General features: G+C 73.1%; 11 protein-coding genes and 3 pseudogenes. 5 read left to right on the top strand and 9 right to left on the bottom strand.

What is annotated here, in order from left to right; translation table 11 throughout:
- Position 1: 1 nt before the first annotated feature.
- The gene (locus tag OV079_RS15040) at positions 2-1,090 is read left to right on the top strand and encodes an adenylate/guanylate cyclase domain-containing protein (protein ID WP_267769260.1); all 1,089 of its coding nucleotides are present in this window, start codon (positions 2-4) and stop codon (positions 1,088-1,090) included.
- A gap of 57 nt (positions 1,091-1,147) precedes the next feature.
- Here the strand turns inward: OV079_RS15040 and OV079_RS15035 are convergent, their stop codons facing one another.
- The 5 genes and pseudogenes from OV079_RS15035 to OV079_RS57920 all read right to left on the bottom strand — a co-directional run.
- Entirely contained in the window at positions 1,148-1,732 is a 585-nt protein-coding gene (locus tag OV079_RS15035; protein ID WP_267769258.1) for a YdcF family protein, read from the bottom strand.
- 11 nt (positions 1,733-1,743) lie between these two features.
- Positions 1,744-2,757, bottom strand: a complete 1,014-nt coding sequence (locus tag OV079_RS15030; RefSeq protein ID WP_267769256.1) for a hypothetical protein — start codon at positions 2,755-2,757, stop codon at positions 1,744-1,746.
- Positions 2,758-3,303: 546 nt separating this feature from the next.
- Positions 3,304-5,385 carry an alpha/beta hydrolase gene (locus OV079_RS15025; RefSeq protein WP_267769254.1) on the bottom strand — a complete coding sequence of 694 codons (2,082 nt, stop codon included), beginning with the start codon at positions 5,383-5,385 and terminating at the stop codon, positions 3,304-3,306.
- A gap of 234 nt (positions 5,386-5,619) precedes the next feature.
- Entirely contained in the window at positions 5,620-7,329 is a 1,710-nt protein-coding gene (locus OV079_RS15020; protein WP_267769253.1) for a tetratricopeptide repeat protein, read from the bottom strand.
- Between the two features lie 479 nt (positions 7,330-7,808).
- A pseudogene (locus OV079_RS57920) lies at positions 7,809-8,573 on the bottom strand (serine/threonine-protein kinase); the annotation flags it as partial.
- Positions 8,574-8,883: 310 nt separating this feature from the next.
- Here OV079_RS57920 and OV079_RS57915 point away from each other — a divergent pair.
- A pseudogene (locus tag OV079_RS57915) lies at positions 8,884-9,555 on the top strand (NAD-dependent epimerase/dehydratase family protein); the annotation flags it as partial.
- A gap of 582 nt (positions 9,556-10,137) precedes the next feature.
- Here the strand turns inward: OV079_RS57915 and OV079_RS15010 are convergent.
- Both OV079_RS15010 and OV079_RS15005 read right to left on the bottom strand, forming a co-directional pair.
- Positions 10,138-10,425 carry a hypothetical protein gene (locus OV079_RS15010; RefSeq protein WP_267769249.1) on the bottom strand — a complete coding sequence of 96 codons (288 nt, stop codon included), beginning with the start codon at positions 10,423-10,425 and terminating at the stop codon, positions 10,138-10,140.
- A gap of 129 nt (positions 10,426-10,554) precedes the next feature.
- On the bottom strand, positions 10,555-11,340 hold the full coding sequence (locus OV079_RS15005; RefSeq protein ID WP_267769247.1) for a crotonase/enoyl-CoA hydratase family protein: 786 nt from the start codon (positions 11,338-11,340) through the stop codon (positions 10,555-10,557).
- A 77-nt stretch (positions 11,341-11,417) separates the two neighbouring features.
- Between OV079_RS15005 and OV079_RS57910 the strand changes: the two are divergent.
- Both OV079_RS57910 and OV079_RS14995 read left to right on the top strand, forming a co-directional pair.
- Positions 11,418-11,717, top strand: a pseudogene (locus OV079_RS57910) (hypothetical protein); the annotation flags it as partial.
- Between the two features lie 130 nt (positions 11,718-11,847).
- Positions 11,848-12,219 (top strand): hypothetical protein, encoded by a 372-nt coding sequence (locus OV079_RS14995; protein WP_267778878.1) that lies wholly within the window; start codon positions 11,848-11,850, stop codon positions 12,217-12,219.
- A 236-nt stretch (positions 12,220-12,455) separates the two neighbouring features.
- Here OV079_RS14995 and OV079_RS14990 read toward each other — a convergent pair whose 3' ends face one another.
- On the bottom strand, positions 12,456-12,668 hold the full coding sequence (locus OV079_RS14990) for a hypothetical protein (protein ID WP_267769244.1): 213 nt from the start codon (positions 12,666-12,668) through the stop codon (positions 12,456-12,458).
- A gap of 126 nt (positions 12,669-12,794) precedes the next feature.
- Between OV079_RS14990 and OV079_RS14985 the strand changes: the two genes are divergently transcribed.
- Positions 12,795-13,901, top strand: coding sequence for a TFIIB-type zinc ribbon-containing protein (locus OV079_RS14985; RefSeq protein WP_267769242.1), 1,107 nt, complete (start codon positions 12,795-12,797; stop codon positions 13,899-13,901).
- An 85-nt stretch (positions 13,902-13,986) separates the two neighbouring features.
- Here OV079_RS14985 and OV079_RS14980 read toward each other — a convergent pair whose 3' ends face one another.
- Complete coding sequence (locus tag OV079_RS14980) at positions 13,987-14,853, bottom strand: 3'(2'),5'-bisphosphate nucleotidase CysQ family protein (RefSeq protein WP_267769241.1); 867 nt, start codon at positions 14,851-14,853, stop codon at positions 13,987-13,989.
- Positions 14,854-15,034 lie beyond the last annotated feature (181 nt).

Below are 15,034 nucleotides of genomic sequence, written 5' to 3'. Positions count from 1 at the left end.
CATGGTGGCGATCCTCGAGCTGGTGGAGTCGATCGCGCTGCGCGTCGATGCCGACGGCAGGGTGACCCCGGCGTCGCCGGCGGCGGCCCGCTGGCTGGCCGCCCGCCCCGGCGCGCCCAGCCTCGGCGCGCTGTTCGGCGCCGCGTCGCCGGCGTTCCTGCGCAGCCTGGCCGAGAGCAGCGGCAAGGCGGTGCCGGAGAATCCCTGGCCCGAAGGACCTGTCGCATGGGACCTGTCCTTGGAGCCCTCCGACGGGGTGCTGGCGGTGGGCGTGGCCATCCGCTCGCCGCGGGCGCTGGCGTCGCAGCTGGCGACCGCGACCCTGCTCGACAAGAGCCTGGCGCTGGCGGTGCTGCCGCGCGAGTCGGCGGCGCCGCTCGGCGAGCGGCTCCAGCCCAAGGCCTACCGCGAGTCGACGGTGATGTTCATCGACGCGGTCCAGTTCTCGCGCCTGGCCGCCCGCGTCGATCCCGTCACCTGCCTCAAGCAGCTCGACTTCTTCTTCTCGGCCTTCGACCAGATCACGTCGGCGTTCGGGGTCGAGAAGCTGCGCACCGCCGGCGACACGTACGTGGCGGTCTCGGGCATCCCCCACCGCCGCCTGTCGCACGCCGTCGACGCGACGTTCGCGGCGCTGCGCTGCGCCCAGGTGGTGGCGTCGGGGCTGACGCCGATCGTCGACGAGTGGGACTGGAGCTTCCGCATCGGCCTCCACTCGGGCCCCTGCATCTCCGGCGTGCTCGGCTCGAAGAAGCCCGTCTACGACCTGTGGGGCGACACCGTCAGCGTCGCCAGCCACGTCGAGCGCGTCGGCCAGCCCGACTCGGTGTGCGTGTCCGGGGCGGTCCGTCAGCTCATCGAGCCGTTCTTCTCGCTCGAGTTCCTGCAGACGACGGTGACCCGCAGCGTCGGCGAGATCGAGGTGTTCGCGGTCCGCGGGCTGCTCCCCGAGCTGCAGACCGACGACCAGGCGATGGTCGCCAACGCCGAGTTCACGGCCCGCTACGAGTCGCGCTTCGGGTCGCCGTGCCCGACCGCCGCCCAGGAAGCGCTCGGGGTCGAGCTCGGCCAGGGCCTCGACGAGTTCTGAGCCACGGCGGAGCAGGCTGTTCGAGAGGGCATGTTCTTGCGGACATGTCCTCTTCGATCATTCGAGGCGGTAGTCCTTGAACAGGTAGGCGTAGAAGCCGACGACCTCGCGCAGCAGCGACCACGGCTCGCGCAGCTCGAGCTCGAGGTCGGCGTGGGCGCCGGTGGCCTCGACGCCGAAGCGGCGCAGCGCCAGCTTGGTGCGGGTGACGTGGTAGTACTGGCTGACGGCGATGGCGGAGCGCTCGCCGCGGGCGCGCAGGTCGGCGGCGACGAAGCGGGCCGTGGCGTGAGTGTTGACGCCGCCGCGGTCGACGGCGATCCGCTCGGCCGGGACGCCGCGAGCGACCAGGTAGTCGCGCATGACGTCGGCCTCGTGCGGGCTGCCGGGATCCCGGCCGCCGCTGACGATGATGCGTGGGGCGAGGCCGGCGGCGTACAGGGCGGCGGCGCGGTCGAGGCGCAGCTGAAGACGGCGCGAGGGCTCGCCCGCGGGGCTGACGTGGTTGCCGAGGACGACCGCGACGTCGGCGGGGCGAGCCTCGTCGGTGCAGCCGTCGACGGCGACGATGACCAGGTGAACGAGGCCCCAGACGCACAGGAGGGCGAGCAGGCGGAGGATGTACTTTCGTACCTGGCGCATGGGACCTGTCCTCACGGACCTGTGATTTCGCCGGCCGGCGGGCGCACGGGCAGGCAGGCGAGCCGGGCGGTCTCGGGGTCGTAGCGGAAGGTGTCGTGGCGGGCCAGGAGGCGGCGCGCGTAGGCGTGCAGGCGCTCGGGTCGCATCGACCGCCAGGCGACGCCGGCGGCGCCGGTGGTGTCGAACACGCGCACGCGGCCGAGGTGATCGCGGGCGGGGTCGACGATCATCATGTGATGGTACATGCGCTCGCCGCCGCGGGCGCGAGCGCGGTGCGAGACGCTGCAGAGGTGGAGCGCGTCGGGGACGAGGGCGGCGATCAGAGCGTCGGGTGCGAGCTCGCCGAGGCGCAGGTCGAGCAGCTCGAGGCCGTGCGGGAGGGCTTCGGCGGGCAGGCGGGCCGCTATCTGCAGGAGGGCGGCACGGCCGGCGTGAGCGCCGTCCTGGCACGACTCGAAGCCGCCGGGCGGGTCGCAGGGCACGAGGTCGGCGAGCTCGATCCGCGGCAACCACAGCAGGCGAACGCCCTCGAGGAAGCCGCCGAGGCAGCCGAGGTCGTATGTCCCCGGGGACAGCTGAACGGGGCGGCCGGCGTCGGTGCGGCAGAAGCCGGCGGGTTCGTCGAGGCGGATGTGGCCGAGGCGCTCCCAGGCGTCGATCTCGGCCCAGCGATCGGGCTCGAAGGCGAGCTCGAGGCCGCGGAAGATCGCGGCAGGTTCGCGCGCGCGCAGGCCCGCGGCGAGCACCTGCGGGACGCGGGGGTAGTGCGCGAGCGAGGGCCAGCGCGCCAGAAGGTCGCGGTCGCGGGGGTCGATCGGCTCGCGGTGGACGGCCGGGCGGAACGGCAGCGAGGACCCGCGCGTGAGGTCGAGATCGCGGGGGCCGAGCGGATCGAGGTGGGCGAGCGGCGGGGCGGCGCGCGAGGTCGATGCCGGCGCATCGTCCTCGGGCTCCGCGACAGGCGACGGCTCACCGCAGGCGAGCGCGGCCGCCAGGCCAGCCGTGAGCACCCGCGGGTCGCGCACGGGAGGCATCTAACCGCAGCGAGCGGCCTTCGTCGAGGTGCCGGAGGGACGGGTGCCAAACGCGCTCAATCACCCAGATCCGCGGAGCTCGTGAGCCCTGCTCGCGGCCCAAGCGACGGAGGCAATCGCTCGCGTGGGCCGAGGCGCCCGCGCGTCGACGGGTCGCGCGGGGGTCGACGCCCCCGCACGCGCGCTACGGGCGACAGGGTTGAGCCTGGCCGCGACGGTCCGGCGAGCGGTGCGCCGGCGCTCGCTGGTCGGAGCCGCGATTCGACGCCTCTCGAGAACATGTCGAGGAGAACATGCTCGCAGGAGCATGTCCTTTGAAAAGGTCGGAAAGAACATGGCCGGGGGGCCATGTCTGGTGCGAGGCGGCGATTGCCGTGAGCGTACGGCGCAGGACCAGATTGGTCCAGGTGTCGTCAGCGGCAGGGCGGGGATCGTGACGCTGCCGTCGGGGCCCGCGACCACCCGAGGAGAACATGCTCGCTAAAGCATGTCCCTCTAATAAGGATGTCTGAACGGACATGGCCGGAGGGCCAGGTGTCAGTGGGAGGCGGCGATCACGGTGAGCGTGCGGCGCAGGACCAGAGTGGTCCAGGTGTCGGTCAGCGGCAGGGCGGGGATCGTGACGCTGCCGTCGGGGCCGGCGACCACCTCGCCGTGGTCCTGGCCGAACGACCAGGCGACGCGCTCGCCGGGGCGGCAGCGGAAGGCCTGGGTGCGGCGCGGGGTCACGTCGACGAACGCGGGCAGCTCGGCCATCACCCGGTCGCCCTCGCTCGGGTAGCCGGGCGCGGGCGGGTCGGCGCCGTCGCCGGCGTGGACGCGCAGGGCGAATTGCAGGCGATCGACGGTGTCGACCACCGAGGCGCCGTCCCAGCGGAGGAACCGGCCGAGCGCGCCGGCGATGGCGCCGTCCCAGCCGGTGTCGCCGGCGATGGCGACCTCGCCGGCGAAGCCCGCGTTGGCGCTCCAGTCCTGCTTGCCGTTGCCGACGCCGACGCCGGGGTCGTCGTCGAGCGAGGAGTACGAGAAGGCGGGGAACGCCCGGTCGCGGCGCAGCGTGGCCTCGTCGCCGCTGATCGGCGCCCACGAGCCGGTCCACCAGCTGTCCCCGAGGACAGGATCGGCGACGCCGTGGCCGCCCTCGTCCCAGATGGCGAAGTGGCCGACGCCGCGGCTCTGCAGCGCCTGATAGAAGCTCTCGCCGGTGCGCGGGCTCGGCAGGACGGCGGCGCCGAAGTGGATGGTCGGGTCGTCCTTGCCGTGCTTGAGGAACAGGAACTGGTCGCGGGCCTCGCTCGAGTCGGCGAGGGCGCGCGTCAGGTCCATGTGATCCCACGCCGACAGGCCGCCGCCGCCGTCGAGGTCGAGCTCCGGCGCGCCCCACCAGCCGGACAGCTGGGTGATCCGCGACGGCCGGTGGTTGCGGGCGATCGCCTGACCGAGGCGCGCGTCGATGTACGCGAAGTGACGCCCGCGCAGGAGGCCGAGCAGCATCGCCCCGGCGCCGCCCATCGAGCTGCCGTAGACGTAGACGCGCTGCGGGTCGGCCTCGGGTGGTGGCGCACGACGTACTCGACGAGGTGGAGCACGCGGCGCATGGTGTAGTCGGGCGCGCGCGCCGGCCGCGGGCTCGACGTCGGGCAGCGAATCGGCGTAGCCCCACCAGTAGGTGTTGTCGGGGTCGTGCGGGGAGATCCGGATCTCGTTGGCCGAGCCGGTGCCGCCGGGGTTGGCCGTGGCGAAGCCGTGCAGGCCGATCCGCACCGGCACGCCCTCTGGCGGGACGTCGAGCGGGACCATGACCTTGGCGACGAACTCGCGGCCGGCGTAGCCCGGGCTGTCGAGGTAGTCATCTGTCTTTTGGGCCAGGTGGTAACGGACATATCCGCTGGCGTCGAGGAACTCGGTGTCGACGACCTCGGGCCACGGCGGCTGGATGGTGTCGCGGACGACGACGTCGAAGGTGGCCTCGACGCGCGACTCGTGGTCGTGGGCGAGCACCGTGACGGTCCAGCGATCGCCGCCCTGGGTGAAGTCGGGGGTGAAGCGGAAGGTGCGGGTCGGCTCGTCCCAGGTGGCGCCCGGCGGCAGGCCGAGCACGTGGACGCGCAGGGCCGCGGGATCGGCGACGTCGACGACGTCGACGACGAGGCCGACCTCGGTGTCCTCGTCGACCCCGACCTCGGCGGGGACGAGGATCCGCGGGGCCGAGCGCTCGACGGCGAGGGTCAGCTGGCGCGACTCCTCGTCGTCGCGGCGGACCAGCACCTCGTAGTCGCCGCGCTTGCGCGGGCCGCTGTGGGCGTGCAACTCGCCGCCCGAGACGAAGGTGGTCGGCAGCTCTTGACCGGCGACGACGACGACGCTGGAGCGCGTGAACCCGGCGCCGGTGACGTGGAGGTCGAAGGCGACGCCGCCAGGCGCAGGGTCGGGCGAGAGGGCGTCGAGCTCGAGCGGTGAGAGCTGCGGGGCGCCCAGCGGGCCCTCGCTGACGGGCGGGCGCTCCGGCGGCGTCTGCTCGTCAGGGATGGCGCCCGAGAAGCCGCTGTAACAGCCGGCGAGGGCGAGCCACGTGACCGTGAGGTACGCGCGCGAGACCAGGCCAGAGCAGGACAACATGCGCTGATCTTTCCCACGACGTTCGCCGATGCGCCAGCGCCGACCGACGAAATTTCTGTGACGTGGTCGCAAGACCGGCGAGCGGACGGCCCGCGATCCGGCGCACAAGGTAGGTCCGGGGCGCGAACTTCCTGGGGCGAGGCGTCGCCGCGGTCACGCCTCCGGTGCCCTGCTCGTTCCCCTAGGGCTCCCGCCGGATGTCGGTTGCGACATGGCGGAAAGGACATGCGAAGATCAGGCCGGGTGACGCTCGAGCCAGGCGTCGACCTCGGCCTGGTAGTGCTTCGCCCCTGCCTTCGGAACAGGGTCTGCGCCGAGACAGCGAGGGTGCGGGCCTGTGCGCGATCTCCGCGAGAGCCCCAGAGGACCTGTGCGAGCTGGAATTCGGCCTGGGCGCGCTGGATGGGAGCGTCGCGCGGATCGAGCAAGGAAATGCTGCGCTCGAGATCGCGGCGCGCGTCGTCGAGGCGACCTTGCGACTGCCGCACCCTGGCGCGAGGGGTCAGGACCTCGGACATCCACAGCGAGTCGCCGCCGTAGTTGCGCTCGATCGCCGCGACGGCGGCGTCGGCCTCGCGCTCGGCCGCCGACAGGTCGCCGAGGCCCGCGAGCGCGACCCCGGATCGCCCGACTGACGGCGGTATAGAGGTTGTCCTCGCCGAGCACCGAGGCGGACAGGGGCAGGGCCTTGTCGGTGTGGTCGCGGGCGGCGGCGTAGTTGTCGCGGGCGAGCTCGATCTGCGCGAGGGCGAGGTGGGCCAGGACGATGCCCTGGGGGTCGGGGCTCTGCGCGGCGCTCCAGATGGCGAGGGCGCGGGTGGCGTGCTGCTCGGCCAGCCCGAGCTCGCCGCGCACCTGCTGGACCGAGGCGAGGCGCTCGAGCATGGCGGCCACGCGGGTGCTCAGCGGGCCGAAGTTGTGCTCCCAGATCGCCCGCGCCTCCTCGTAGGCGTCGAGGGCCGCGCCGAAGTCGCCGCGCTGGGCGGCGATGTCGGCCAGCGCCGACAGCGGGTAGGCGAGCCGCTCGTGGCGCGGGGGCAGGGCGGCGCGGAGGATCGTCAGGGCGGCGCGCTGGTGCTGCTCGGCGGTGTCGAAGTCGCCGCGCAGGGTGGCGACGTTGCCGAGGTCGGCCAGCGAGAAGGCGTTGCTCGGGTGACCCTCGCCGTAGATGTCGCGGCGCAGGGCCAGGAGGTCCTCGAAGATGATCTGCGCCGGCTCGAGCTGACCGAGGCTGAGGTGGACGTTGGCGAGGTTCTGGCGGGTGGTGACGGCGGAGATCGAGCGCTCGGGCAGGTCGGCGAGCGAGCGGCGGTAGTGGTCGATGGCGGTGGCGTACTCGCGGCGGGCCTCGGCGATCTGGCCGCGACGGAACTCGAGGTCGCCGCCGAGGCGAGGCGGGCGACCGAGGCGCTCGTGGAGGGCCTCGGCGTGGCGCAGCCACGGCTGGGCGTCGTCGGGGTGGCCGAGCGTCTGCGCCAGGCGGCCGGCGAAGCCGCTGGCTGTCTCGAAGGCCAGGCGGTCGTGGCCGGCGGCGAGCGCCTCCCAGTAGGCGTCGCCGTAGACGCGGACGCCGTCGTCGTACTTGCTGGCGACGAACAGCTGCTCGGCGAGCTGCGCCAGCACCTCGGCGCGCAGCGGGCGGTAGCCGAGGTCGCGCGAGCGCTGCTCGGCGGCCTCGAGCAGGTTGAGGCCGGCGCCGGGGTGGCCGGCCGCAGCCTCGGCGCTGGCGCGCGAGAGCTGGTCGCGCAGCTCCTGGACGGCCTCGGCGAGGGCGGGCGCGGGCGGGGCGACGTCGGCGCGGAGGGCGTCGAGGTCGGCGCAGCGGGCCGGGGACGGCAAGGCCTCGACGGCGTCGTGGGCGTGCGCAACGGCGTCGGCGTCGGCCCCGGCGAGCACGCCGAGCAGGGCGTCGAGCTCGTGGCGGCGATCCTCGAGGCAGTGCATGCGCCTGTCCAAAGGTCATGTGATTGCTCGCCGCGGATGTTGGCCGCGGCGCACGCGTCGGTGTGGCCGGCGATCCACGCCTCGGCCCAGGCGTCGACGCGCGCGCCGGCGCGAGCGGCCGCGTCGGGGGCGTACGGCAGGCCGGTGGCCGCGAAGGCGGCGTCGAGGGCGGCGCGTCGCTCGGGGTTCCACGTCGGCGCGAGCGCCTCGGCGGCCCCGGTACACAGCGCAGGCGCTTCGCCGGCGAGGGCGAAGGCGACGGCGCCGGCGACGAGCAGCGCGCCGCCGCCGGCGAGGGCCCAGCGCCTGCGGTCGCGCCGCAGCGGCCGCTCGAGCGCGTCGAGCAGCGCCTGCATCGACGGCCACCTGTCCCCGGGTTCAGCCGAGAGGCCGCGCAGGAGGGCGCGGTGGATCGCCGGCGGGACCTTGGCGGGGCGACGCGGCGGATCGACGCGACCGCGGGCCTTGGCCGCCTCGAGCGCGAACAGGTTGTCGCCGCTGAACGGGCGGTTGCCGTAGAGGCCCTCGTAGAGGGCGACGCAGAAGCTGAACTGATCGGCGCGCTCGTCGATCGCGGCGCCGCCCCGCTGCTCCGGGGCCATGTAGGCCGGCGTGCCGACGAGCGTGCCCACGCGGGTGAGCGGGCCGGACACGAGCGAGGAGGACAGCGGATCGATCGGGGCGCCGGGTTCGGGCGAAGCGGCGGGGCTGGTCGGCTCGACCTCGCCGGCGGGGCGCGCCAGGCCGAAGTCGAACACGCAGATCCGACCTGTCTCTCCGACCAGGACGTTGCCGGGCTTGAAGTCGCGGTGGATGATGCCGACGGCGTGCGCGGCGACCAGGCCGCGACCGGCGGCGAGGAACACGTCGAGGACCTCGCGCACGCCGCGGACGCGGTCGTCGAGCCACTGGGCGAGGGTGATGCCGGGGACGTACTCCATCACCAGGAACACGCCGGCGGTCTGCGGCACCCTGTCCTTCGGGACAGGCTCCGTGCGGTGCGGGCCGATCCGCATGGTGGTGAGGGCGTCGGCGTCGTAGCTGCCGACGTCGTGGACCGCGACCACGTTGCCGTGCGACAGCCGGGCCAGCGCCTGGGCCTCGCGCAGCAGGCGAGCGTGCGCGGCCTGGGCGGGGCCGTCGCCGGGGGCCACGCGCAGCAGCTTGATCGCGACCTTGCGATCGAGGCTGGGGTCGTAGGCGAGGTAGACGACACCCATGCCGCCGGCGCCGAGGCGACGCATGAGGACGTAACGGGTGAGCTGGAGCGCGCGCTCGCGCTGCGAGAGCGACGAGCGGTCGAGGTCCGGGGGCGGGCTCGCGGGGGGCCGCGCGCGGGGCGACAGATCTCCGGCCAGAGTCTCGTCGGTGGCGAAGTCCGGCCGCGGAGGAGGGTCGCCGACAAGCGTGGGATCGGGGTCCGGCCCGGAGGACCGCGGGGTGGGATCACCGCCGGCGCGCGACATCTGCGGGTCCAGGCTAACCCGACGGTGCAGCGCTGTCGTGTCGGGCTTGAGGCGCAATGCCGCGCGCCTGTATCATCCCGCCGATCGCATGACCGTCCTCGTCACCGGCGCCGCGGGTCACATCGGCGCGAATTTAGTCCGTACGTTGCTGTCTCGCGGCGAGCGCGTCCGCGTGCTCGTCCGCAATTCCCAGCGCGCGCTCGCGGGGCTCGACGTCGAACGCGTCACCGGCGACGTGCGCGATCCGGACGCGGCGCGCCGCGCGACCGCGGGAGTCGACGTCGTGTATCACCTCGCGGCCCAGATCTCGATCTCGGGCGACCCGCGGGGGCTGGTGCGCGCCGTCAACGTCGACGGGGTGCGCTCGATCGCCGAGGCAGCGCTGGCCGCCGGCGTGCGCCGCCTGGTCCACTGCAGCTCGGTCCACGCGTTCGACCTCTACCGCGAGGGCACGAGCGGCGTGGAGGTCGACGAGCGCTGGCCGCGGGTGCCCGACGAGCCGAGCCACTTCGCGTACGACCGCTCGAAGGCGGCCGGCGAGCGGGCGCTCCGCGAGGTGATGGGCCGCGGCCTCGACGCGGTGATCGTGCATCCCTCGGGCGTGATCGGGCCGTACGACTTCGGACCGTCGCGCATGGGCCGGATGTTCTTGCAGCTGTACCGGCGGTCGCTGCCGAGCCTGATCGACGGGGCGTTCGACTTCGTCGACGTGCGCGACGTGGTGGCCGGGATGCTGGCCGCGCAGGCGCGCGGCGAGAACGGCGAGAACTACCTGCTGACGGGGCACACGGTGCACGTGCGCGACATCGGAGCCGTCGCCGAGGCCATCACCGGCGTGAAGCCGCCGCGGCTGGTGGCGCCGATCTGGTTCGCGCGCGTGGGGGTGCCGCTGTTCGGGGTCGCCGGCGCGGTGATGCGGCAGGAGCCGCTCTACACCCACGAGTCGCTGTCGGTGTTGGCCACGCGCGCGCTTCGACCACGGCAAGGCCGAGCGCGCGCTCGGCTACACGGTCCGGCCGTTCGCCGACAGCGTGCGCGACATCTACGAGTGGTTCGACGCCGCGGGGATGCTCGGAAAGAAGCGCCTGGCGAGCAGCGAGACGCGGATCTGAGCGGCTGTCCCGCGGGACATGGCCTGCGGGACAGCCGCGATCCTATCGGCGGTCTGTTCGCCGCGCCCGCCAGCTCGGCCACGCGACCGGCGCGTCCAGGTCGGTCGCAAGCCCGATCGCTCCGTCGTGAGCAGGAGCGTGGAGGGGGCTCCGAGAGCGCGGGTGGCTCTCGGGGCATGTCCAAAAGGGCAGGTTCGAGGGGGCATGTCGCGGAGGACATGCCCGAAAGGTCACCAGGACGGCTTCTCTTCCTCGGGGCCCGGGTCGGGCTTGGCGGCGCCGGCGGGCTTGTCGGCGGCGGCCGGCGCGGGCGGGGTCGCAGGCGGGGCGGCCTCGGGCGCGGCGGGCGGAGCGGCGACGGGCGCCGGGGTCGGCTGGGGTTGAGCGGGCGGCGGGGCCGCGGTCTTGGTGTCGGCCTTGGTCTCGACTTTCTTGGCGTCCTTGCTGCCGCAGGCCGGGGTAGTGGCGGTGGCGAGCAGCATGGTGGCCGCGAGGAACTTCTCCAGGTCGATCTTCATCGCTGTCTCCTTCGTGGCGCGGTCGCCGCGCCGTGCCGCGCGAGTATAACCCCGTCCTCGCGGGTCGCCACGAACCGGCGACGGCAGGCGGGCGGCTTGCGCGGGCTCGCCGCGGGGCCTGGCCCAAGGTCAGGCGCCGGTGAACTTCGCCGCCCGGCGCTCGACGAACGACTGCATGCCCTCGCGCGCGTCGTCCGAGCCCATGATCGCGCGGACCTCGGCCATCATGCCGGCGAGGGCGGCCTCGGGGCCGCGCTCCACGGTCGTGCGGGCGGTGGCGAGGGTGGCTCGCACGCCGAGCGGGGCCTGGGCGGCGATCGTGGCCGCGATCTCGGCGGCCCGCTCGACCTGCTTGCCGGGCTCGACCACTTCCTGCGCGAGGCCGATCCGCAGCGCCTCGGCGGCGTCGAACATGTCGCCGGTGAGGAGCCAGCGCATCGCGTTGCCCCACCCGGCGACCTGCGGCAGCCGCAAGGTCGCGCCGCCGAACGGGAAGATCCCGCGCCGGATCTCGATCTGGCCGAAGCGCGCGTCGCTGGCGGCGATCCGGATGTCGGCGGCCAGCATCAACTCGATGCCGAGGGTCAGACAGTAGCCCTGGGCCGCCAGCACGACCGGCTTGCTGCGCACGCGGCCGTGGAGGCCGAGCGGGTCGACCGCGCCCGCGGGGAACAGCGGCTCGCCGCGCGCGACGGCGGGGCCGACCTCGGCGAGGTCGAGGCCGGCCGTGAAGTGCTCGCCGTGGGCGAACACGACGGCGCAGCGCAGTTGCGGGTCGTCCTCGAATTCGGTGAAGGCCTCGGCCAGTTGCCGCAGCATGGCGAGGTCGAAGGCGTTGCGCTTGGCGGCGCGGTCGAGGCCGATCATCCGCACGTGGCCGTGTGTCTGGGTCGAGATCCGGCGGTCCGTGGACATGCGCGCGAGGATACACCGCGAGACGGGACGGCGGGATGACGTGGATGTCCGAAGGGACATGATGGAAGAGACAGTTGATGAGAGGGGGGCGAGGGGGTGAAGGGTGGTATCGTGGCGGTATGGCGGACGAGCCGACGGGAGAAGAAATGATGGCCGCGCTCATCGAGCTGCACCGCGGGCTCGAGCGCATGGGGCCGGGAGACACGCAGTTCAGCCGGGAGATCCTGGCGGGCTTGCCGGCGCTGCCGGAGGCGCCGCGGATCGCCGACCTCGGCTGCGGCGCGGGGGCCGGGGCGCTGCTGCTGGCGGAGACGTTCGGGGCGCCGGTGATCGCGGTCGACGGGTTGCGGGCGTTCCTCGACCAGCTCGAGGCGCGGGCGCGCGAGCGCGGGCTCGCGTCGCTCGTGCGCGCGGTGGAGGCCGACTTCGAGCGCTCGACTGGCCGGCTGGATCGCTCGACTTGCTGTGGTCGGAGGGGCGGCGTACCACCTGACGTTCGCCGGCGCGGTGCAGCGCTGGCGACCGCTGCTGGCGCAGGGCGGGGTCGCGGTGATCTCGGAGGCGAGCTGGTGGACCGACTCGCCGGCCGCGGCGGCGCGCGAGTACTGGGCCTCCGGTTATCCGGCGATGGGGACGGAGGCGACGAACGCCGCGCACGCGCGTGAGGCGGGGTTCGCGGTGCTGGGCGTGCACCGGCTGCCGGCGCGAGCGTGGTGGGACAACTACTACGGGCCGCGCCTGCGCCGGATGGAAGAGCTCCGTGAGACGGCGGACGCGGCGATGCGCGCGGCCATCCGCGAGACGGAGGCGGAGGTGGCGATGTTCCGCGCGCACGCCGAGGACTACGGGTACTCGTTCTACGTGCTGCGGGCGGTGTGACGGCCAGGCTGGTCGATGGGACAGGTTTCGTGGATGATTGAAGGGACATGACTGGAAGAACATGTCCTTCGAGTCGTGTCGGTCTGCTGGGTTTCGGCGGCGGCGGCGGGCTCGCCTCCTGGGGCTTGCGGTAGTCACTCCGGTGAAGGCCTTGCCCCGACGACGACGCTCCACGTGCCGGCGGCGATCGGGCGGGGGACGTAGGAGCGAGGTGGCGGCCTCGACGACGACGGCGTTCACCTCGTTGCCGCCGCCCCGGCCGCGGAACACACCCTGCGGGTCGACGAGGCCCCAGTCGAGGATGTTGTCGTCCGACAGTCGTCGTGGGCGATCTCGATCGCTCGCGTGCCGGCAGGGACGTCGAAGGCGACGAAGAATTGGCCGAGGCTGTCCATCGAGACCTGTCCCTCGAGCTCCTGGACGGTCTCGGCGGCGCGAGCGGAGGCCACAGGCTCGAGCCGCGCGAGCGAGGCGGGCCTGCCGGAGGCGGGTCATGGAGGCACGATCGCGCACCGGCGGGCGGCGCGGTCCGGGCCGTCGCAAGCGACCGGGGCGCTCGGGTACACTCGCGCCCGATGGCCGAGCGCGACCCCGAAACCAACGTGGCCCTCGGTGAGGGCAAGCTGACGTTCCCCTGCGAGCAGTGCGGCTCGGCCCTCGAGTACGCGCCCGGATCGGACCAGCTTCGCTGCAACCACTGCGGTCACACGCAGGCGATCCAGGGCGAGCGGTCGATCCTCGAACATGACTTCGAGGACATGTTGCAGCGGATCGGCCGCGCGCCGGCGTCGACGCTCGGGGGCCACAGCGTGCAGTGCGAGGGCTGCGGGGCGCAGGCGATGCTGGCCGGGCAGGCGGGTCGCTGTGCGTTCTGCGGCGCGCCGGTGGTGATGGACGTCAAGGAGCTCGGCGAGATCGTACCGCCCGAGTCGCTGCTGCCGTTCGGCATCGACGGACCGAAGGCGCGCGAGGCGTTCCAGCAGTGGGTCCGCAAGCTATGGTTCGCGCCGAACGACCTGAAGCGGCTGGCGCAGGTCCACGGGATCGACGGCGTCTACCTGCCGTACTGGACCTACGACTCGCAGACGACGACGCGCTACAAGGGGCTGCGCGGCGATCACTACTACGTGACGGAGTCGTACACCGACGCGCAGGGCAACCGGCAGACGCGTCAGGTGCAGAAGACGCGCTGGCGCCCGGCGAGCGGGACGGTGCACGTCGGCTTCGACGACGTGCTGGTGTGCGCGTCGCAGTCGCTGCCGCGGCCGCTGATCGAGAAGCTCGAGCCGTGGGACCTCCACAACCTGCGCGGCTTCGAAGCCGGCTACCTCAGCGGGTTCATCGCGGAGCGCTACCGGATCGGGCTCGAGGACGGGTTCCAGGTCGCCGACGAGCGCATGCAGCCGGAGATCCGCTCGGCCATCCGCAGCGACATCGGCGGCGACGTGCAGCAGATCCTGTCGATGCAGGTCCGCCACGCGGACGTGAAGTGCAAGCACGTGCTCCTGCCGCTGTGGATCTCGAGCTTCCGCTACAAAGAGAAGGTGTTCCGCTTCATCGTCAACGCCCGCACCGGCGAGGTCGCGGGCGAGCGGCCGTGGAGCGTGGCCAAGATCGTGCTGACCGTGCTGCTGGTGGCCGCGGTGATCGCGGCGATCGTCATCGTCGCAAAGTCGCGCTGAGGTCGGCGCCTGCGGGCCTGTCCGCGCGGACAGGCCCAAGGACACCTGTCCGGTAGAACATGTGCCAGTACACCTGTCCGCAAGGTCATGCGTGCGGCGAGCGATACCAGGTGTCGACGAGCGGACGGATGGCCGCGAGGATGTCGTCGTGGTGCGCGCCGTGCGAGGCGACCAGCCCATGGTCGTGGCCGAGCCGAAGCGGGTCGTAGATCAGTGGTTGGCCCCACAGATCGGTGATGACGCCGCCGACGGCGCGCAGCAGGGCCCACGGCGCGCAGGTGTCCCACAGCTTGGTGCCGCTGCGCGGGTGGACATAAAGGTCGGCCTCGCCGCGGGCGATGGTGCCCACCTTCACGCCGACGGAGCCGAGCCGGAGGTTGCGCTCGGGCGGGATGCCGAGGACCCGCATGACCTCGAGGGTCTTCGGGGAGGCGTGACTCAGGCTGCTGACGAGGCGCAGCTCGGCGAGCGAGCGACCGCTGGCACGCAGCGGGGTGGCCGCGCCGCTGTCGTCGATGACGAACGCTTCACGCCGATCGGGCGTGCAGATGCCCCACGAGAGGCGCGCCGCGCCGGCCTCGTAGACGACGCCGAGGACGGGTTCGCCGCCGATGCAGAGGCCGATCTGGATCGCCCAGCACGTCTCGCCGCGGGCGTACTCGGCGGTGCCGTCGATCGGGTCGACGTACCAGCAGCGCGAGACGTCGGCGGCTGCAGCGGCGTCGTCGGCGGACTCCTCGGCGACGACCGCGTCGCCGGGGAAGGCCGCGCGCAGCGCAGCGACCAGGCGCGCGTTGATCTCGGTGTCCGCGCGAGTGACCGGGCCGGCGTCGTCAGGCTTGTCCTGGGCCTGCATGACGTCGGCACCACCTGTCTGATAGGCCAGGGCGATGGCGCCGGCCTCGCGGGCGAGCGAGAGGACGAGTCGGAGCTCGGGGTCGAAAGTGGCCACGCGGGGAACTCTTTCCGGCGCCCTCGGGCGCTCTCTGAAGGGGGTGGCGAGATCTCACTGAGGACGCGGCCGGGACCGGCTCATCGGGATGCGCCTGATATGCGGTGGAATCTTGAATAACCTGGCGACAAAACAGCGGAAATCAGCCGTCGCCCGAGGCTGGCATTTTTCTCGCTGAACG

This window comes from Nannocystis pusilla, assembly GCF_026626665.1.
GTDB classification, from domain to species: domain Bacteria; phylum Myxococcota_A; class Polyangia; order Nannocystales; family Nannocystaceae; genus Nannocystis; species Nannocystis pusilla.
Note: the sequence above shows the minus strand (reverse complement) of the source record. Positions and strands in the feature narration are given on the sequence as shown.